The 17,967-nt window shown below is 64.3% G+C and carries 17 protein-coding genes and 2 pseudogenes; 10 read left to right on the top strand and 9 right to left on the bottom strand.

All coding sequences use genetic code 11. The features are described 5' to 3' along the window. Nucleotides 1–9: 9 nt before the first annotated feature. A complete protein-coding gene (locus tag EJ074_RS25705; RefSeq protein WP_165350014.1) occupies nt 10–1,242 on the bottom strand; it encodes an MFS transporter in 1,233 nt (410 codons plus the stop codon). Nucleotides 1,243–1,412: 170 nt separating this feature from the next. Between EJ074_RS25705 and EJ074_RS25700 the strand changes: the two genes are divergently transcribed. Beyond that, nucleotides 1,413–1,700 (top strand): DUF3175 domain-containing protein, encoded by a 288-nt coding sequence (locus EJ074_RS25700; protein WP_095808648.1) that lies wholly within the window; start codon nt 1,413–1,415, stop codon nt 1,698–1,700. Nucleotides 1,701–1,742: 42 nt separating this feature from the next. Here the strand turns inward: EJ074_RS25700 and EJ074_RS25695 are convergent, their stop codons facing one another. Together EJ074_RS25695 and EJ074_RS25690 are read right to left on the bottom strand one after the other, a co-directional pair. Then, entirely contained in the window at nt 1,743–2,519 is a 777-nt protein-coding gene (locus tag EJ074_RS25695; protein WP_129553860.1) for a FadR/GntR family transcriptional regulator, read from the bottom strand. A gap of 99 nt (nt 2,520–2,618) precedes the next feature. Beyond that, nucleotides 2,619–3,515, bottom strand: coding sequence for an NAD(P)-dependent oxidoreductase (locus EJ074_RS25690; protein ID WP_095808646.1), 897 nt, complete (start codon nt 3,513–3,515; stop codon nt 2,619–2,621). 117 nt (nt 3,516–3,632) lie between these two features. Between EJ074_RS25690 and EJ074_RS25685 the strand changes: the two genes are divergently transcribed. Then, nucleotides 3,633–4,571 (top strand): NAD(P)-dependent oxidoreductase, encoded by a 939-nt coding sequence (locus EJ074_RS25685; RefSeq protein ID WP_095808645.1) that lies wholly within the window; start codon nt 3,633–3,635, stop codon nt 4,569–4,571. Nucleotides 4,572–4,678: 107 nt separating this feature from the next. On the opposite strand, the gene EJ074_RS25680 is transcribed toward EJ074_RS25685, so the two are convergent. Further along, entirely contained in the window at nt 4,679–5,446 is a 768-nt protein-coding gene (locus EJ074_RS25680) for a FadR/GntR family transcriptional regulator (RefSeq protein ID WP_095808644.1), read from the bottom strand. Nucleotides 5,447–5,618: 172 nt separating this feature from the next. Then, a complete protein-coding gene (locus EJ074_RS25675; protein WP_095808643.1) occupies nt 5,619–6,608 on the bottom strand; it encodes a sugar-binding protein in 990 nt (329 codons plus the stop codon). A 447-nt stretch (nt 6,609–7,055) separates the two neighbouring features. Here EJ074_RS25675 and EJ074_RS25670 point away from each other — a divergent pair, with 447 nt between their 5' ends. The 7 genes from EJ074_RS25670 to pcaF all read left to right on the top strand — a co-directional run bounded on the left by EJ074_RS25670 (nt 7,056) and on the right by pcaF (nt 14,750). Further along, entirely contained in the window at nt 7,056–7,799 is a 744-nt protein-coding gene (locus tag EJ074_RS25670) for an ATP-binding cassette domain-containing protein (RefSeq protein ID WP_095808675.1), read from the top strand. A gap of 49 nt (nt 7,800–7,848) precedes the next feature. Next, nucleotides 7,849–8,847: an ABC transporter permease gene (locus tag EJ074_RS25665; RefSeq protein ID WP_095808642.1), complete on the top strand. Its 999-nt coding sequence runs from the start codon at nt 7,849–7,851 to the stop codon at nt 8,845–8,847. 327 nt (nt 8,848–9,174) lie between these two features. Next, on the top strand, nt 9,175–10,176 hold the full coding sequence (locus EJ074_RS25660; protein ID WP_095808641.1) for an ornithine cyclodeaminase family protein: 1,002 nt from the start codon (nt 9,175–9,177) through the stop codon (nt 10,174–10,176). Continuing rightward, nucleotides 10,173–11,654, top strand: a complete 1,482-nt coding sequence (gene hutH, locus EJ074_RS25655; protein ID WP_095808640.1) for a histidine ammonia-lyase — start codon at nt 10,173–10,175, stop codon at nt 11,652–11,654. The genes EJ074_RS25660 and hutH overlap by 4 nt, the downstream gene beginning before the upstream one ends. Nucleotides 11,655–11,885: 231 nt before the next feature. Continuing rightward, complete coding sequence (locus tag EJ074_RS25650; protein WP_095808639.1) at nt 11,886–12,743, top strand: CoA transferase subunit A; 858 nt, start codon at nt 11,886–11,888, stop codon at nt 12,741–12,743. Next, on the top strand, nt 12,740–13,543 hold the full coding sequence (locus tag EJ074_RS25645) for a CoA-transferase subunit beta (protein WP_095808638.1): 804 nt from the start codon (nt 12,740–12,742) through the stop codon (nt 13,541–13,543). Before EJ074_RS25650 ends, EJ074_RS25645 begins: the two co-directional genes overlap by 4 nt. 1 nt (nt 13,544) lies before the next feature. Beyond that, nucleotides 13,545–14,750 (top strand): 3-oxoadipyl-CoA thiolase, encoded by a 1,206-nt coding sequence (pcaF, locus tag EJ074_RS25640; protein WP_095808637.1) that lies wholly within the window; start codon nt 13,545–13,547, stop codon nt 14,748–14,750. A gap of 71 nt (nt 14,751–14,821) precedes the next feature. Here the strand turns inward: pcaF and EJ074_RS25635 are convergent, their stop codons facing one another. Both EJ074_RS25635 and EJ074_RS25630 read right to left on the bottom strand, forming a co-directional pair. Beyond that, entirely contained in the window at nt 14,822–15,874 is a 1,053-nt protein-coding gene (locus tag EJ074_RS25635; RefSeq protein ID WP_095808636.1) for a 3-carboxy-cis,cis-muconate cycloisomerase, read from the bottom strand. 11 nt (nt 15,875–15,885) lie between these two features. Beyond that, a pseudogene (locus tag EJ074_RS25630) lies at nt 15,886–15,996 on the bottom strand (protocatechuate 3,4-dioxygenase subunit alpha); the annotation flags it as partial. Here EJ074_RS25630 and EJ074_RS30475 point away from each other — a divergent pair. Further along, nucleotides 15,982–16,110, top strand: a pseudogene (locus tag EJ074_RS30475) (4-carboxymuconolactone decarboxylase); the annotation flags it as partial. The pseudogenes EJ074_RS25630 and EJ074_RS30475 overlap by 15 nt on opposite strands. A gap of 89 nt (nt 16,111–16,199) precedes the next feature. Here the strand turns inward: EJ074_RS30475 and pcaD are convergent. Together pcaD and EJ074_RS25610 are read right to left on the bottom strand one after the other, a co-directional pair. Then, entirely contained in the window at nt 16,200–17,012 is an 813-nt protein-coding gene (pcaD, locus tag EJ074_RS25615) for a 3-oxoadipate enol-lactonase (protein ID WP_095808635.1), read from the bottom strand. A gap of 100 nt (nt 17,013–17,112) precedes the next feature. After that, nucleotides 17,113–17,967 (bottom strand): sugar phosphate isomerase/epimerase family protein, encoded by an 855-nt coding sequence (locus EJ074_RS25610; RefSeq protein ID WP_095808674.1) that lies wholly within the window; start codon nt 17,965–17,967, stop codon nt 17,113–17,115.

The raw sequence follows: 17,967 nt of genomic DNA, 5'->3' as shown, positions 1-17,967 counted from the left end.
CGATGCCTCTCAGGCCAGCGCCTCGGCGCCCCGCCTCGCCCTCCACATCAGCAGCAGGATGGCGCCGAGGTTCATCAGATTCCAACCGATGCCGTTCAGGAAGGCTGCGGCATAGGAGCCTGTGAGATCATAGATCCAGCCTGACATCCAGCCGCCAACCGCCATGCCGAAGATTGTCGCCATCATGACGATGCCGACGCGCTGACCGGCCTCCTTTGCCGGCATGTAGTCGCGCACGATGATCGCATAGCAGGGCACGATGCCACCCTGCGACAGACCGAACACCAGCGACACGACATAGAGCGAGGCAAGGCCGTCGAACGGGATATAGAACAACAGCGACAGACACTGCAGCGCCGAGCCGATGAGCAGCGTCTTCACGGCGCCGATGCGGTCGGCGAGGAAGCCTGAGGCAATCCGGCTGACGACGCCCGCCGCCAACATGATCGACAGCATGTCGGCGCCGCGCGCCACGCCGTAGCCGAGATCCATGCAATAGGCGACGATGTGCACCTGCGGCATAGCCATGGCCATGCAGCAGCCAAAGCCGGCGATGACGAGCAGCACCTGAAGCGCTGACGGCGACAGCGAGATCGGCTGCACCCGCCGGCTGCCCGTGGAACCGGCATCGGTTTCACGGGGCGCGCCGCGCCTCAGCATCAGCGCCAGCGGCACCATGGTGACAATGCAGACGACCCCGATCGCCTGATAGGTGAAGCGCCAGCCTTCGGTTTGCATCAAATAAGGCATCACTGTCGGCCAGACCGCGCCGGCGAGATAGTTGCCCGAAGCCGCCGCTGTCACCGCGACGCCGCGCCGCCGATTGAACCAATGCGAGATGTCGGCGATCAGCGGCCCGAAGATCGCCGATGTGCCGACGCCAATCAAAAGCCCCTGCGCGAGGGTGAAGGCGAGGATCGAATTGGCGAGCGAGGCGAGCAGGAAACCGGCGCCAAGCGCCATGGCGGAGACCAATGCCGGAATCCAGAAGCCCAGGCGATCGATGGCGCGACCGACCAGCACGTTGCCGGCGGCAAAGCCGACCATTGTCGCGGTATAAGGCATCGAGGCCGCCGCGCGGTCGACGCCGAACTCAGCCTGCACGGCTGGCAGAACCACGACCACGGCCCACATGCCGACGGCGCCGATCGTCGCCATGAGCACTGAGATGGCGAGCCGCGTCCAGGCATAAGCGCTGTCGATGGCCGGGCTTTGTGCCCGGCTGGAGAGAGTTGTCCTCAAGGCGGCTCCTGTCCGCAGGTTCTGAAGTCCAGCGGTTCGGAGCTACTAATCGGTCCTTCGGCAAGGCAGCGAACAGCGCCACAACAGGCAATCCGTCGCGCCAGAATGGCGAGACGTCGCGGGAACCGGCATGCCAGCGCAGAGTTTTTCGAAGGAAAAGGAGTTCCGCCATGACTGCCAAGAGAAAATGGTCGGCCGAAGTGACAGAGCACAGCGATGCGCTGGATCTCGAGGAACACATATTCGAATCCGACGACGCCAGGAAGATCGCGGCCTCGCTCAAGCGATCGGCCGAACACAGCGATCGGCGCAAGGCCGAGCCGTTCCAGTCCGCCATGTCGATGCTGAATTTCTATATCAACCGCGCCGGCAGGAACCTGCCGGCATCGCGCAAGCGGGTTCTGGAAAGGGCCAAGGACGAATTGCGCATCGCTTTCGGGCGGGAAAAGGACGACTAGCCTCGGTGCGCAGGCCGACCAATCGGATATGGCCCTGCCGAACTATCTGGACTTTATGACCGCGTCGGTGTTGGCAAGCAGCTTGCGCACCGCGGCTCGCGCGGCTTCCGGACGCTGCAGCCGGATATTCCTCTCGATCGCCTCATGCAGCTTCTGCGCATGCTGCAGGTCGTCGACCTCCCGCGTCGTGAAACTGAACAGGTGGTCGAAAGCGGACTCGATCAAAACGCCGAGCGGCACCAGGAGGTCGTTGCCGGAAGCCCTCAGAATGGCGAGGTGGAAGCGCGTGTCGGCGCGTGTCCGCTCCTGCAGCGTCGCCGCCTCGCCCATCTCCCGGCAGGCCTGGCTGATCTCGGCCATCTGCTCTTCGGTGCGCCGCATCGCCGCGAAGGCCGTCGCCTCCGGCTCGATGATGTGACGGAATTCCTGCACGGTCTTCAGGAACACCTCGCGATCGGGCGAGGTCGCGTACCAGGCGAGCACGTCGCGGTCGAGCAGGTTCCAGCGTTCCTTCGGCTCCACCCAGCTGCCGATCTTCGGACGCGACGCCAGCAGGCTCTTGGCCATCAGCATCTTGATCGCCTCCCGCACAGCCGAGCGGCTGACGTCGAAGGTCTCCGACCATTTCGCCTCATTGGGCAGGATCGTGCCTGGCGGGTAATCCCCCCGCACGATCCTCAACCCGATCTCGCTGGCCAATGATGTATGCACACTGGCACCCGGGATGCGTGGCGCATTGGGCCGGCGATAGCCGGCATGGCGTTCGGCGGCCGCCGTTTGCGTCGGCTTTTTCTGATTGTTCGGCTTTGCATCCCGCATGTGTTCAGAAAGTCCGCTTTTCACAAGCTGTCAAGCACGGCAAGCCAGCTTTGCCTCAAGGCGCGCGGATGTGCACAACTGACCGGCGTTTGTCTGCCCTCATGCTGTCTTGACGTAGCGGCGCCAGCTGTGCTCGGGGCGGAAGCCGAGCACCTCCCGCGCCTTTCGGTTCGAAAGCAGCGTCTCGAATTCACCGAGCTCCGCCTTGACCGGCACGTTTGGATAGAACCGCCTCAACAGTTCGGCAGTCGGCAGGTCGGACGAAGTATCGTCGTTGGCCGCATTGAACACCTGATAGCCGAGCCCGTCCTTCTCGATGGCGCGCAAGGTGATCTGGCCGAGATCGCGGGCGTCGATATAGCTCCAGGCGATGCGCTTGCGGAAGCCAGGATCGGCGAACCATTTCGGGAACAGCGAATATTCGTGCGGCTCGATGACGTTGCCGATGCGCAGCGCATAGACGTCGAACCCGCTGCGCAGCGCGAAGGCGCGCGCCGTCTTCTCATTGACGATCTTCGACAGCGCATAGCTGTCCATCGGATCGACGTCATAGTCCTCGTCGAGCGGGAAATGCGTCGGATTGCGCGGCTCGTTGGCGAAGACCAGGCCGTAGGTCGTCTCGCTGGACGCGATGATCACCTTGCGGATGCCGAGCTTCACGGCCGCTTCGATGACATTGTAGGTGCCCATGGCATTGATGCGGAACACCTCATTGTCGGGTGTGATCATGATGCGCGGGATGGCGGCAAAATGGACCACCGCATCGACCGGCTGTGCTCGCAGCGACGGATCGAACTCATGCAGCCCCATATAGCTCGACAGCGCGTTGAACACCTGGCCGCTGTCGGTGATGTCGGTGATCAGTGTGCGCACCTTCGGATTGTCGAGCGGCTTGGTGTCGATGTTGAGCACCTGGCAGCCATGCTCGACCAGATATTGCACCACGTGTCGCCCGGCCTTGCCGCTGCCGCCGGTGAACATGATCCGCTTCGTCATTTTGCTCTCCACATTGCTCGGCCATTATGTGTATTGTCAGACAATATTGCATTCTGCAACGGTCTGCGGCAAGAAAAGCGGGCCAATTATCGATAATCCCAGACAGGACGATATGATATGACCACGACTGCCGCCCGCGAGAAAATCGGCTTCATCGGCCTCGGCCTGATGGGACACGGGATTGCCAAGAACATTGTCGACAAGGGCTATGCGCTGACCTTCCTCGGCCGCAAGAACCGCAAGCCGGCCGAAGACCTGCTCGGCCGCGGGGCACAAGAGGTTGCCACCCCGCGCGACGTGGCAACGGCTTCAGACATCGTGTTCATCTGTGTCACCGGATCGCGTGAGGTGGAAGCGATCATCCGTGGACCCGGCGGGCTGAAGGAAGGGCTTAGGCGTGGCTCGGTGGTCGTGGACTGCTCTACATCCGATCCGACCTCGACGGTGACACTCGCCGCCGAACTCGCAGCGCTTGGCGTCGAGTATGTCGACGCGCCGCTCAGCCGCACGCCGAAAGAAGCCTGGGAAGGCACACTCGATGCCATGGTCGGCGCGCCGGATGCGGTGTTTGCCAGGCTGAAGCCGGTGATCGAAACCTGGGCCGGCCGCATCGTCCATATCGGCGGCACCGGCGACGGCCACCGCATGAAGCTGCTCAACAACTTCATCTCGCTGGGCTACGCGGCGATCTATTCCGAGGCCCTGGCGCTGGCCGAGAAGGTCGGCATCTCGCCTTCCCGTTTCGACAGCGTCATCCGCAACGGCCGCATGGACTGCGGCTTCTACCAGACCTTCATGCGCTGGACGCTGGACGGCGACCGCGACGCGCACAAATTCACAATCGCCAACGCCTTCAAGGACCTTACCTACCTGGAATCGATGGCAGGCGCCGCCGGTATCGCCAATCCGCTCGGCAACGCCACCAAGAACGCCTTCGCCGGCGCCTTCGCAACCGGTCCGAAGGAACAATACGTACCGATGCTGGCAACGCATATCGCCAAGGTCAACGGCATCGATCTGAGCCCGATGAAGGATGGCAAGCGACAGGAGGTTTGACGGCTCGCGGGTCTTCTGCAGTCGCGGCGTCGCACTGGAGCTGAATCACATTCGCAAAGCGTGGCGGCATCCTGTTGTAGGAAATGGGTTTTCAAGCCGGTGCCGCGCTATCTCCTCGACCGCTCGATGACCTCGTTGGTGTTGGCAAGCAGCCTGTGCACGGCGGCTCTGGCGGCAGCCGGACGTTGCAGGCGGATGTTCTTCTCGATCGCCTCGTGCAGCGATTGCGCCCTGCGCTGATCGCTGTGCTCGCGCGTGACGAAGATGAACAGATGGTCGAGCGCCGACTCGATCAGCACGCCGAGCGGCACCAGCAGCTCATTGCCCGAGGCGCGCAGGATGGCGAGGTGGAAGCGCGTGTCGGCGCGCGTCCGCTCCTGCAGATGCGTCGCCTCGCCCATCTCGCGGCAGGCAGCGCTGATTTCGGCCATCTGCTCTTCGGTGCGCCGCATCGCCGCGAAGGCGGCGGCCTCCGGCTCGATAATGTGGCGGAACTCCTGCACCGTTTTCAGGAACACCTCCCGGTCGGGCGAAGTCGCGTACCAGGCGAGCACGTCGCGGTCGAGCAGGTTCCAGCGTTCCTTGGGCTCAACCCAGCTGCCGATCTTGGGGCGTGATGCCAGCAGGCTCTTGGCCATCAGCATCTTGATTGCTTCGCGCACCGCCGACCGGCTGACGTTGAAAGTCTCGGACCATTTTTGCTCATTGGGCAGTATGGCGCCCGGCGGGTAGTCGCCACGCACGATCCTCAGCCCGATCTCGGCGGCGAGCGAAGTATGCACGTTCTGCCCGGAGATCCGCGTCACGTCAGGATGACGCACGACGGCCGACTGGCCTGGCACGGCGGAGCGCTTCCTTGATTTGTCCTGTCGCATCGTCGTTCCGATGCGTCGGTCTTCCGCCGCAGGCCGGCGCCTGCAAAGATTGGCCGAACGCGCTTTTTTCGGGCGCGCGAAAGCGGGAGCCTGTCGCCCCTGCAGAGGTCGCGTCCATGTCCCAGGAAGGTGGCGGGGCGCCCGCAAAAAGGGGCGCCCCGGCGATCGAAGTCTACTTCTGTATGCAGGTGTCAACCGTATCCTTGGTGCATTCGTCGAGACCGGTGAAGACCGGATCGTCGACCTTCTTGCCTTCGATCAGGTCGATCATAACCGATGGCGCCTTGTAGCCCATTTCAAAAGGCCGCTGGCCGACCAGCGCGGTCACCAGACCGTCCTTGGCGATGGCCACTTCGTCGCCGATCGTGTCGGCGGCGCCGATGACGAATTCATTCTTGGCGATCTTGTCGGCCATCGGTTTGAACAGGTCGCGATAGGGCTGCGGCGCCCCGAACAGCGGCCAGCCGCCCATGATGCCGAAGGCATCGAGCTTCGGGTTGGCGGCGAGGATGTCGGTCATCGCCTGAACGCCCTTGGCCCCGTCGTCATTGGTGAACACCGGGCAACCGGCGACTTCCGTCCAGCCACCCTCGCCCTTCAGCTCCGCAAGGCCTTCCTTGCCCGACAGCGCATCGCGCATGCCCTGCGCGCGGCGCAGGATGTTGTCGGCCGCGGGATTGCCCTCGATGGTGCAGATCGTGCCGCCATTCGGCTTGGCCTTCTTGATGTACTCGCCGATCTTCTTGCCCATCAGGTAGTTGTCGGTGCCGAGATAGGTCTTGCGCAGCGCTGCGTCTTCCTTGGCCAGGTCAGCGTCGACGGTCATGATTGGGATCGACGGATTGGCGCTCTTGATCGTTTGCGCGATCAGCGGCGCGTTCGACGGCGAGATCGCCATCGCGACCGTGTCCGGCTTGCTCAGCATGTCCTGCACGATCTGCGCCTCCCCGGCTTCGTCCGAAGTCGAGGCCGGGCCGGTGTAGAAGCATTCATATTCGGAGCTGGCGTTTTCCTTGTTCCACTTCTCGCAGCCTTGGTGGATGGCTTCAAAGAACGGATTGTCGAGACCCTTTACCACGATGACGAGTTGTTTCTTGGCCAAAGCCGGCCCTGCCCCCAGCGCCATGGCGGCGACAGCGGCGAGCAAAAGTGATTTCCTCATATCAGTCCTCCCTTGAAAAAGACGGACACGGCGTGCCCGCCACACAAATCGACCTGAATACACGGCGACAGAGGGTCGTTCGCGAGCGCTCATGTCGCCGGGCCAAGCCGACAAGCATTTCCAGATGCGGCCAAAGGCCAGTTCGGCAAGTCTCTGCTGCCGGCCCCTTTCCGATTGCCTCCGTCGACAGAACCCCGGCCAGCCGCCGCGGCCTCGACATGATTTTCCTCCGACGCTCAGCTAATATCGGCTTGTCGCCAACGTCAATCTCTATTTGTCCTACAAAACTGATTTTTGGTGGGAAAGAAACCATGATTCATCCGACAATTGATTGACGCCGGTGCGGGCAATCGCATAATGGACTGAAAATCGCTGCCCCCGGGAGGAGCCTGGGAAGCGAGGCCGCGGCAGAAGCGCGAGCCGGATCACAGGGGAGGCTTAAGGGTGGTGTCGGTTCTCGAACTCACCAACATTTCCAAGCATTTTGGCGCGATCCAGGCGGTCAACGACGTCTCGTTCACGCTGGAGGCTGGCCAGGTCGTCGGCTTGATGGGCGACAACGGCGCCGGCAAGTCGACCCTGGTCAAGATGATCGCCGGAAATTTCCGCCCCAGCCACGGCACGATGCACATGGACGGCAAGGAGCTTGTCCTGCACAAGCCGGCCGAGGCCCGCCAGCACGGCATCGAGATCGTCCACCAGGACCTGGCGCTCTGCAACAATCTGACGGCGGCCGCCAACGTCTATCTCGGCCGCGAGCTGCGCAAGGGCGTCGGTCCGTTCCGCATCCTCGATTATGCTTCGATGTACAAGCGCGCCGGCCAGCTCTTCGCCGAATTGAAGTCCGAGACGCGCCCGCGCGATCTCGTCAAGCAGATGTCGGGCGGCCAGCGGCAGGCGGTGGCAATCGCCCGCACCATGCTGTCGCAGGCCAAGATCGTGCTGATGGACGAGCCGACGGCGGCGATCTCGGTGCGCCAGGTCGCCGAAGTGCTGAACCTCATCCGCCACTTGCGCGACCAGGGCATCGCCGTCGTGCTGATCAGCCACCGCATGCCCGACGTCTTCGACGTCGCCGACCGCGTTATCGTCATGCGGCGCGGCAGGAAGGTCGCCGACAAGAAAATCGCTTCGAGCTCGCCCGAGGAAGTCACCGGGCTGATCACCGGGGCCATCGAACAAGTCGCATAACGACGCCCGTGACGCTCATGCGTTTCACCTTGGGCAGGAAAGGTCGATAATGGCAGTCACTCTTGACCAGACCATCGCGCAGAAGCAGCACACCTTCGTGTCGCGCATGCTCTCCAGCCAGACTTTCTGGGTGGTGATTGCGGTCATCCTTGCGTGCCTGTTCCTGTCCTTCGCCACCGACGCTTTCGCCACGCAGAAGAACCTCTACAACATCACCCGCAACATCACCTTCGTCGCCATCGTCGCGCTCGGCATGACCTTCGTCATCATCACCGGCGGCATCGATCTGTCGGTCGGCTCGGTGCTCTGCCTGTGCTCGATGGTGCTGGCCGTCACCATGCACGCCGGCTACTCGATCGAGGTCGGCATCCTGGCCACGATCGTCACCGCTTTAGCCATCGGCGCTTTCAACGGCGTGCTGATCGCCTATCTCGAATTCCCGCCCTTCGTGGTCACGCTCGGCATGCTGTCGGTGGCGCGCAGCCTTGCCATGGTCGCCTCCAACAACACTGTCGTCTTCCAGTTCGGACCCGATCACGACAAGCTTCTGGCGCTTGGCGGCGGCGCCTGGGTGTTCGGCATCGCCAATCCGGTGCTCTACATGATCCTTCTGGCGCTGATCACCGGCTTCACCCTGCGTTGGACCAAATTCGGCCGGCACGTCTTCGCCATCGGCGGCAACGAGCACGCGGCGACGCTGACCGGTGTTCCGGTGCGCCAGATCAAGGTGGCAGTCTATATGATCTCTGCGTTCTCTGCGGGTCTAGCAGGTATCATTCAGACCGGTTGGCTGGGTGCGGTCACAACCAATCTCGGCAACGGCATGGAGCTTCAGGTGATTGCCGCCACCGTCATCGGCGGCGCTGACCTCGCCGGGGGCGTCGGCACCGCCTTTGGCGCCGTCGTCGGCGCCGCGCTGATCGAGGTGATCCGCAACAGCCTCGGCCTGCTCGGCATCAACGCCTTCTGGCAGGGCACCTTCATCGGCGGCGCCATTCTGCTGGCGGTGCTGTTCGACCGCATCCGCAACTTCCGGCGCAGCGACTGAAGGGCGGCCGGCGCTCGGCGCCGGCTTGCTCCTATCGCTCGGATTGGAACGCCCTCGCCGGTCGCTGTCTATGCGGGCTTGGCCCGAGACCTCGGCTCCGGCGTTGGCAGGCAGGGTCAGGAAGCGCATTGACGCCGCGAGCCCGATCAGGCCGATCGCGAGAAACACGATCCTGAAGTCCAAGACATCGGGTGCGGCTGCGCCTCTGGCAATCTGCGGCAGCTTGAGGACCAGCACAAGGCTGAGCCCGTCCAGAGCTTATCCAACAAACTTTCGTGCTGCCTCTCCGCCTGCTATGGGAGAGTGGGCTCGAGAGGGAAACTTGGGATGAAGCCCGTCTATATCGATTACCTCAACGCGCTCGATATCGAGGCGCTGGCGATGACCGATGCCGAGATCATCGGCGCCGTCGAGGCCGGGCTTGTGGCGCAGGGCAACGGCCAGACGGTGATCGAGCCGCGCGTCCATCTCGAGCCCGATCCCTCCTTTCACGGCCATTTCAACGTGCTGCGCGGCTATGTAGCTCCGCTCGATGTCGCCGGAGTGAAGATCGTCGGCGACTATGTCGACAACTACCTGCACGAGCTGCCCTCCGAATTCGGCATCCTCAATCTGTTCGATCCGCGCACCGGCATGCCGCGCGCCATCCTCGACGCCACCGCGATCACCGACATGCGCACCGGCGCCGTCACCGCCCTCGGCGCCAGGCATCTGGCTAAGAGATCATCGAAGGTGCTCGGCCATATCGGGGCGCGCGGCACCGCCTATTGGAACGTGCGCCTGCTCGACCATCTCTTCGACTTCGACGAGATCCGCGTCCATTCGCGGCGGCCGGAAAGCCGCGACGGCTTTGCCGCGCGGCTTGCCGGCGACCTCGGCAAACCGGTCATGGCCGCGGCGGACTGGAAAAGCTGCGTCGAGGGCGCAGACATCGTCGTCGAGGCTTCGCGGCTACCGGAGCCGCAGCCGCTGCTCAAGACCGAATGGATCAAACGTGGCGCGCTGGTGGTGCCCTATGGCACGATGAGCGCCGTCGAATTGTCGCTCACCGACGTCATGCAGAAGATCGTCGTCGACGACTGGGGCCAGTGCAAGGGCGGCAAGTTCGGCGCCTTGCGCGCCCATGTCGAAACGGGACGTCTGAGCGAGGAAACACTGCACGCCGAACTCGGCCAGATCGCAGCCGGCCTAAAGCCTGGCCGGCAAAGCGATGGCGAGACGATCCTGTTCTGGCATCGCGGCCTATCGCTCTCCGACATCGCGCTCGGCAAGGCGATGCTGGCCAAGGCCGCAAGCCGGGGCATTGGCCAGAGGCTGCGCTTCGCATGAGCCCGCTCGTTCTCACCGGCGCCGGCGTCAGCATCGAGGATGTCGAGGCTGTCGCGCGCAGGGCCTGCAGGGTCGAGGTCACGCCGACCGTCATCGAGCGATTGGTCAAGGCGCGCCAGGTGCTCGATGACGCTGCCGCGTCGGGGCAGCAGATCTACGGGCTGAATACCGGCCTTGGCGCCAATCTCGTCACCTCGGTTGAGGGCGACGCCGGTGCGTTCCAGCGGCAGTTGCTGGACGGCCGCGGCGCCGCGGTCGGCGCCGCGCTGCCCATGCAGCTCGTGCGGGCGACGATGTTTGCCCGCATCGCCATGCTTTCGGCCGGCGGCTCGGGTCTCTCGCCGCATGTGTTCAGCGCGCTGGTCGACGCGCTCAACGCCGGTATCCATCCCGTCATCCCGTCGCTGGGTTCGATCGGCGCCGGAGATCTTGTGCTGATGACGCCGATCGCCCGGGTGCTGATCGGCGAGGATGATGCCGACTATCAGGGCCGGCGCATGCCCGCGGCCAAGGCGCTGATGATGGCGCGCCTTGCCCCCGTCAGCCTGGCGGCGAAGGACGGCCTGTCGCTCATCAACGCCTCGGCCGTCTCCGTTGGCGCCGGCGCCTTGGCGCTTGTCGATGCCTTGTCGGCGCTGGAACAGCAGCAGCAGGCGGGCGCACTGTCCATGGCAGGCCTTGCCGCGAACCGCACAATTCTGGATCCCCGCCTGCACCTGGCACGACCTGCCGCCTGCCAGCAGGTGGCGGCTAGGACGCTGCGCGAGCTGCTTGCCGGCGACGAGGCGCTGGCCCCGACGGCCTTGCAGGATCCGCTGTCGGTCCGCTGCATGCCGTCTATCCATGGCGCCCTGATCCAGGCCATCGACCACGCTCGGTTGGCCGTAGAAATCGAACTCAACGCCGCTGCCGACAACCCGCTGGTGCTGGTCGATGATGCGCTTGTGCTGTCGACGGGCAATTTCCACACCGCGTCGCTGGCGCTTGCCTTCGAGACATTGGGTCTCGCCATCGCGCAGACGGCAGCGGCAAGTGCAGCGCGCTTTATTCAGCTCACCGGCTCGGGCCGCAACGGCCTGCCCAGATATCTGTCACCGCTGGGCGGGGTCTCCGCGGGCTTCGTGCCGCTGCAGAAGACCGCAACGGCGATCCTGACGGGTATCCGCCACAAGGCCAATCCGGTGATGCTCGACTTCCTGCCGGTGTCGGAAGGCGTCGAGGACCATGCGACGCAGACGCTTCTGGCCATCACCAAATGCGCCGATATGATCACGCTGTGGCGGCGGCTGATCGCGCTCGAACTGATGGCCGGCGCCCAGGCTGCCGACCTGCGCGAAGGCCTGACGCTGCCGCCGGCCACCGGCGTGATCCGTGCAGCGGTGCGCACCTTCGTTCAGCCGCTCAAGGAAGATCGGCCGCTCGGTCCTGAAGCCGAGGCGCTTTACGGCGCGCTCGCCGATGGCGGCTGGCTGGCCTGATGCATCCCGGACCTGTCAGCGCTGCCAGGCAAAAACCATGCATCAAATCAAAAACTTGAGCACGTCGCCTGAATCCCTAGCTGAGCGAGGCGCTTAGTGATGATAACTGCGACGAAGACAGCAGCCGCGAGCTGACGGCGAGCTTGGCATAGCCTGTTGCGATGCGTCGCCGGTCCGTAGAATACTTATATTCGGGATGCGAATTTTTCTCGAACCTCTGGGGCCGCGACCATGGTCAAGTTCCTGCCGCTGAAACAAGCCGTCGCGGAAAATCTGCATGACGGCGACGCGGTCGCGTTTGAAGGCTTCACGCATCTGATCCCGACCGCCGCCGCGCATGAGGCGATCCGCCAGGGTTTTCGCGACCTGACGCTGATCCGCATGACGCCCGACCTGATCTACGACCAGATGGTCGGCATGGGCATGGCGAAGAAGATGGTGTTCTCCTATCTCGGCAACCCGGGCGTCGGGCTGCTGAGGCGCGTTCGTGACGCTATCGAGAACGGCTACCCGCGCGAAGTCGAGGTCGAGGAGCACAGCCACGCCGGCATGGCCAATGCCTATGAGGCGGGCGCGGCCGGCCTCCCCTGCGCGGTGTTTCGGGGCTATCGCGGCGCCGGGCTTGCCGAGGTCAATCCCAACATCAGGACCATCGCCTGCCCTTTCACCGGCGAGCTGCTTGCCGCCGTTCCGGCGCTCAGGCCCGACGTCACCTTCATCCATGCCCAGAAGGCCGACCGCAAAGGCAATGTCCTGGTCGAAGGCATCGTCGGCATCCACAAGGAGGCAGTGCTCGCCGCCAAGCGCGCCGTGGCGACGGTGGAGGAAGTAGTCGACAATTTCAACGACTTGCACCCCAACCTCACAGTGCTGCCGAGTTGGACGATCGCAGCGATTTCGGTCGTACCGGGCGGCTCGCATCCCTCCTACACGCATGGCTATTACGAGCGCGACAACGCCGCCTATCTCGAATGGGACGAGATCGCTGCCGACCGCGACCGTTTCCAGGCCTGGATGCGGAACAACGTCATCGAGAGCAGCGCGGATGACTTTGCCGCCCGCGTCGAGCATCTGAGGAAGGCCGCATGAGCGACGGGAAGGAACTGGGCTTCACGCCCAACGAGATGATGACGATTGCGGCCAGCCGTGCGCTGACGAATGATGATGTCTGCTTCGTCGGCATCGGCGCGCCGTCTGCCGCCTGCAACGTTGCACGCCTGACGCACGCGCCCGACATCACGCTGATATACGAGAGCGGCACCATCGGGACCGCGCCCAATGTCCTGCCGCTGTCGATCGGCGACGGCGAATTGTGCGAGACCGCCGTCACCACCGTCACGGTGCCGGAGATGTTCCGCTACTGGCTGCAGGGCGGCCGCATTTCGATCGGCTTTCTGGGAGCCGCCCAGCTCGACAAGTTCGGCAACATCAACACCACCGTTATCGGCGACTACGCTCGTCCCAAGACGCGGCTGCCCGGCGGCGGCGGCGCGCCGGAGATCGCGACCTCGTCGCGGCAGGTCTACATCACCATGGCACAGTCGAAGCGCGGCATGGTCGAGAAGATCGACTTCTTCACCTCTTTCGGCCATGGCCAGGGCGGCGATCACCGCAAGCGCCTCGGCATCGACACCGCCGGCCCAACGCTCTTGATCACCGATCTTGCCATCTGGAGGCCGGACCCCGTTACAAAGGAATTTGCGGTCGTCTCCCTGCATCCGGGTGTCAGCCGCGAACAGGTGCAGGTGACCTGTGGCTGGACGGTCAAGTTCGCCGGGACCCTCGACGAGACGCCGGCGCCGACGGAACTCGAACTGAAGACGTTGCGCGACCTGCAGGCCCGCACCAGGGCCGCACATGCAGCAACCGGCAAAGGGAAAGCGGCATAGAATGGCCGAAGCATTCATCTGCGATTACATCCGCACGCCGATCGGCCGCTTCGGCGGTGCGCTGTCCTCGGTACGCGCGGACGATCTCGCCGCCATGCCGCTGAAGGCCCTCATGGATCGCAATGCCGGCCTCGACTGGGGCGCAGTCGACGACGTCATCTATGGCTGCGCCAACCAGGCCGGCGAGGACAATCGCAACGTGGCGCGCATGGCGCTGCTGCTCGCCCGGCTGCCGCAGGAGATTCCGGGTTCCACCGTCAACCGCCTGTGCGGTTCCGGCATGGATGCAATCACCATCGCCGCCCGCGCCATCAAGGCGGACGAAGCCGAGTTGATGGTCGCCGGCGGAGTCGAATCGATGACCCGCGCACCCTTCGTCATGCCGAAAGCCGACGCCGCCTTCTCGCGCAACGCCGAAATCTACGACACAACCATCGGCTGGCGCTTCATCAACCCGCTGATGAAGCAGCAGTACGGCATCGATTCCATGCCCGAGACCGGCGAGAACGTCGCCGAGGATTTCTCGGTCAGCAGAGCCGACCAGGACGCCTTCGCCCTGCGCAGCCAGGACAAGGCGATGGCCGCGCAGGCCAACGGCCGGCTGGCGAAGGAGATCGTGCTCGTGACGATCCCGCAGAGAAAGGGCCAACCAGTCCTTGTGTCCAAGGACGAGCATCCGCGCGCGGGAACGACCATCGAAGCACTGGCAAAATTGCCGACGCCGTTCCGCCGAGGCGGTACGGTGACCGCCGGCAATGCCTCGGGCGTCAATGACGGCGCGGCGGCTCTCATCGTCGCCTCGGAAGCGGCGGCCAAGAAGCATGGCCTGACGCCGCTTGCCCGCATCCTCGGCGGTGCCGTCGCAGGTGTAGCCCCGCGCATCATGGGCATCGGCCCGGCACCAGCCACGAAGAAGCTTTGCGCCCGCCTCGGCCTGACGCCGCACCAGTTCGACACGGTCGAGCTCAATGAGGCCTTCGCCTCGCAAGCCATTGCCGTCCTGCGTGAACTCGGTCTTGCCGAGGACGCTCCGCACATCAATCCCAATGGCGGTGCAATTGCGCTCGGCCACCCGCTCGGCATGTCGGGCGCCCGCATCACCGGCACGGCGGCGCTGGAGTTGCGCGAACGCGGCGGCCGCTACGCTTTGGCCACCATGTGCATCGGCGTCGGCCAAGGCATCGCGGTCGCGCTGGAACGGGTTTGACCGCCTTGTTGACGTTGTCCTTGTCGTAGCTGATGAAAGGCGACGTGCCGCGCACCCTTGGCCGACATGCGTTAGTGTCCGAGACTTTCGATTTGCGCGGCAAGCTCGGCCGCGAGCCTGAGCGCGGCAGCCGTCGCCACCACCATCTGCGGCAGGATGAGCCATTCCAGCGTCCAGGCGGAGCCTGAGCGCTCCTGCTCATGCACGAGCGCTTGGTGCGTTCCGGCAAGTTGCGTGGCATTGAAACGCGCGATCGCGACCAGCGCTTCGGCCTTCACCGGGTTGTGCCTTTGCGGCATGGCCGACGAGCCGCCGCCGCCGGACAGTTCGATGTCGGCGCCGGTCAGCGCCATCAGCGCGATGTCCTGGCCGAACTTGCCCAGGCTGCCGGTAACCAGCGACATCCAGGCGGCGAACTCGGCGAGCGCATCGCGCTGGCTATGCCATTGCGGCCCGTCGGCCAGCCCGAGCCTGGCAGCGAGGGCCGCGCGGACGGCGGGCGCTTTGTTGCCAAGTTTGTCGAGCGTGCCGGCCGCGCCGCCGAACTGCACCACGAGCAGCCGGCCCGCCTGTTCCTGGAAGCGTTGCTGGTGTCGCTCGAGCGGCGCCCGCCAGCAGCTTATTCGGTCTGCCACGGTGATCGGAATTGCCGGCTGCATGCGCGTCACCGCCATCAGCGCCCTACTCCCGAACTCCTCTTCGAGATTGGTAAGCCGCACGATATTTTCGCTGAGCAGCAGGCCGATATGCTCGACCGCCGAGGTCAGGCGCAGCACCAGGGAAGTGTCGACGACGTCCTGGCTGGTCGCGCCGAAGTGGACAAATTGCGCGTATGGCTCACCGACGGCCGCCCTGACCTGGCGCACCAGTTCCGGCACCACGATACCGTCATGAACGACCCCGGCGCGCAGCTTCGCCGTGTCCGGCCGGAACGCAGCCAGTGCCTGGAGGATCGCCGCCTCCGCATCATTCGGGATCACGCCGCATTCAGCCTCGGCTTCGGCCAGCGCCCGCTCGAAGGCGAGCATCGCCGCAATGTCGGCTTCTACGGAAAAATGCCGCGCCGCCTCTTCGTCGCCGAGCAGGCCGGAAAGCAGCGGATGATCGAAGGGCGATACGGTCATTTGGCCTACGGTCAGCTGTCGAAGAAGACCGTCTCCTTCTCGCCTTGCAGATGAACATCGAAGATATAGGTATCGCCCTGGCGCTCGGCGATCAGGGTGGGCAGGCGATGCGCGATGGCGGCAGCGCGACCGATTTCGACCGGCCGTTCCAGCAACTGATCACCGAGTCCGCCTGTGGGACGGTGTGGGCACGGCCCGGCCTGTCGAAGCGCGAGCGCTCGATCGTGACCCTGGCGTGTCCTCGGCACAGTTTACGTGCGCATCGCCGAGCACGGACCGGCGCACCTCGAGCCCGGCCTCGTACCGGGCGGCCCTCTTCGAGACATCATTCATGGGCCCGCCTTTCCTTGCCGAGCGAGGCGACGAAGCCGCGGACCAAGGTGGCGAGCGCGTCGGGCTGCTCTATGCAGGTAATGTGCCCGGCATCACGGATCACCTCGAAGCGCGCGCCCGGGATCAGACCGGCCAATGAGCGGACAAGGTCGGGCGGAGTGGAACCATCCTGGTCGCCGACGATGCAGAGCGTCGGCACCGCGATGCGGCGCGCGCTGTCGGTGAAGTCGGTATCGCGGACCGCGATGCAGGTGCCGACATAGCCAGCCAAGGCCTGCCTGGTCAGCATGTTGCGGCAGCCGGCAAGTTCGGCGCTGCGCCCCGCATGAAACTCCGGCGTGAACCACACTTTCATGACACCGTCGGCGATCGCCTCGATGCCGTCGCGCTCGATGGTTGCGATGCGGCTGTTCCAGCTTTCGTCTGTTCCGATCTTGTGCGCTGTATCGCTGAGGATCAGCGCCTCGACGCATCCCGGCCGTCGCGCATAGAACCGCTGCGCCACCATGCCGCCGACCGACAGGCCACAGAGCACGACCTTGTCGAAGCTGAAGTGGTCGATCAGGGCGCTGAGATCGTCGACGTGGTCGTCGATCGAACGCACGCCCTCGCCCAGATCCGACAGCCCATGGCCGCGCTTGTCGTAGAGCAGCAACGGCATTTCGCCGGCAAGCCGTGCGACGATCTCGTCCCAGATGCGGAAGTCGGTGCCGAGCGAGTTGATGAAGATGATTGGCCGCGCGCTAGCCGCCGCTTCGACATAGCGGTGGTGCAGCGTGACGCCGCCGATGCTGACGAATGGCACGAGTTCGATCCTCCAAGCTCACATTGCACGAGCTTGTTGCATCGGTAAATCCAAACCGTCCGGAATTGATCGCGCCGCCGTTTACCAGGAGTTCGGCTGCTTAGCCCAAAGTCAGCCCAGCCTTCCTCGCTTCCTCGCGCAGGAAGGGCAAGCCGACCTCGATGACGTCGCGCGGATCTTCCGCCACCGGCCGCCAGACGGCGAGCCCACCGGCGATATCGACATCGACATGGTTCATGCTTTCGAGCGTGATCGGCCCTTGATAGCCGATGTCGGCGATCGCCTTCATGCAGGCCGCCCAGTTCAGCATGCCGCGCCCCGGCACGCCGCGATTGGCCTCCGACACATGAACATAGCCGAGGAAGGGTGCTGCCGCCTCGAAGCCCGCGGCAAAGCTCTCTTCCTCGATATGCATGTGGTAAGTGTCGAGATGGATGAAGATGTTGTCGGCGCCGATGCGCTCGATGATGCGCGCCGCATCGATGCCGCGGTTCATGAGATGCGTCTCGTAGCGATTGCAGGGTTCGACACCGAGCTTCAGGCTGCGCGACTTCGCCGACTTCGCGGCACGTTCGAGGAAGCGGCACATGCCGTCGATCTCTCTTTGCGTCGGCGCCCGGCCAGTGGTCTTGCCGATCGTGCCATAGGTGACGCCGCCCAGCGCCTCGCTGCCGACCTCGTTGCACACCTTGAAGGCCGGTTGCAGGAAATCGAGCGCCTCTTCCGGGCGCTCGACCACGTCGAGCGCGCGCGGTAGCCCGAGCGACGGAATGAGCTGGACGCCGTAGTGACTGGCGAAGCCGCGGGTGCGCTTGGTGTCGATCTCCTCGGGTCTGAGCAGCGGGATTTCCATCAGGCCGATGCCGAGCTCCTTCAGCCTGTCCATCTGCGGCTCGATGCGGGCAAGGTCCCAGACCGGTGCGATGGCGAAAGTGTGCAGTCCAAAGGTGTTCAT

It is taken from the genome of Mesorhizobium sp. M3A.F.Ca.ET.080.04.2.1, assembly GCF_003952525.1.
Taxonomy (GTDB): domain Bacteria; phylum Pseudomonadota; class Alphaproteobacteria; order Rhizobiales; family Rhizobiaceae; genus Mesorhizobium.
Note: the sequence above shows the minus strand (reverse complement) of the source record. Positions and strands in the feature narration are given on the sequence as shown.

Coding starts and splice junctions, on each gene's coding strand:
- EJ074_RS25700 (WP_095808648.1), top strand. CDS start 1,413: ATGACTGCCAAGAGAAAATGGTCGGCCGAAGTGACAGAGCACAGCGAT.
- EJ074_RS25695 (WP_129553860.1), bottom strand. CDS start 2,519: ATGCGGGATGCAAAGCCGAACAATCAGAAAAAGCCGACGCAAACGGCG.
- EJ074_RS25690 (WP_095808646.1), bottom strand. CDS start 3,515: ATGACGAAGCGGATCATGTTCACCGGCGGCAGCGGCAAGGCCGGGCGA.
- EJ074_RS25685 (WP_095808645.1), top strand. CDS start 3,633: ATGACCACGACTGCCGCCCGCGAGAAAATCGGCTTCATCGGCCTCGGC.
- EJ074_RS25680 (WP_095808644.1), bottom strand. CDS start 5,446: ATGCGACAGGACAAATCAAGGAAGCGCTCCGCCGTGCCAGGCCAGTCG.
- EJ074_RS25675 (WP_095808643.1), bottom strand. CDS start 6,608: ATGAGGAAATCACTTTTGCTCGCCGCTGTCGCCGCCATGGCGCTGGGG.
- EJ074_RS25665 (WP_095808642.1), top strand. CDS start 7,849: ATGGCAGTCACTCTTGACCAGACCATCGCGCAGAAGCAGCACACCTTC.
- EJ074_RS25660 (WP_095808641.1), top strand. CDS start 9,175: ATGAAGCCCGTCTATATCGATTACCTCAACGCGCTCGATATCGAGGCG.
- hutH (WP_095808640.1), top strand. CDS start 10,173: ATGAGCCCGCTCGTTCTCACCGGCGCCGGCGTCAGCATCGAGGATGTC.
- EJ074_RS25650 (WP_095808639.1), top strand. CDS start 11,886: ATGGTCAAGTTCCTGCCGCTGAAACAAGCCGTCGCGGAAAATCTGCAT.
- EJ074_RS25645 (WP_095808638.1), top strand. CDS start 12,740: ATGAGCGACGGGAAGGAACTGGGCTTCACGCCCAACGAGATGATGACG.
- pcaF (WP_095808637.1), top strand. CDS start 13,545: ATGGCCGAAGCATTCATCTGCGATTACATCCGCACGCCGATCGGCCGC.
- EJ074_RS25635 (WP_095808636.1), bottom strand. CDS start 15,874: ATGACCGTATCGCCCTTCGATCATCCGCTGCTTTCCGGCCTGCTCGGC.
- EJ074_RS25610 (WP_095808674.1), bottom strand. CDS start 17,967: ATGAACACCTTTGGACTGCACACTTTCGCCATCGCACCGGTCTGGGAC.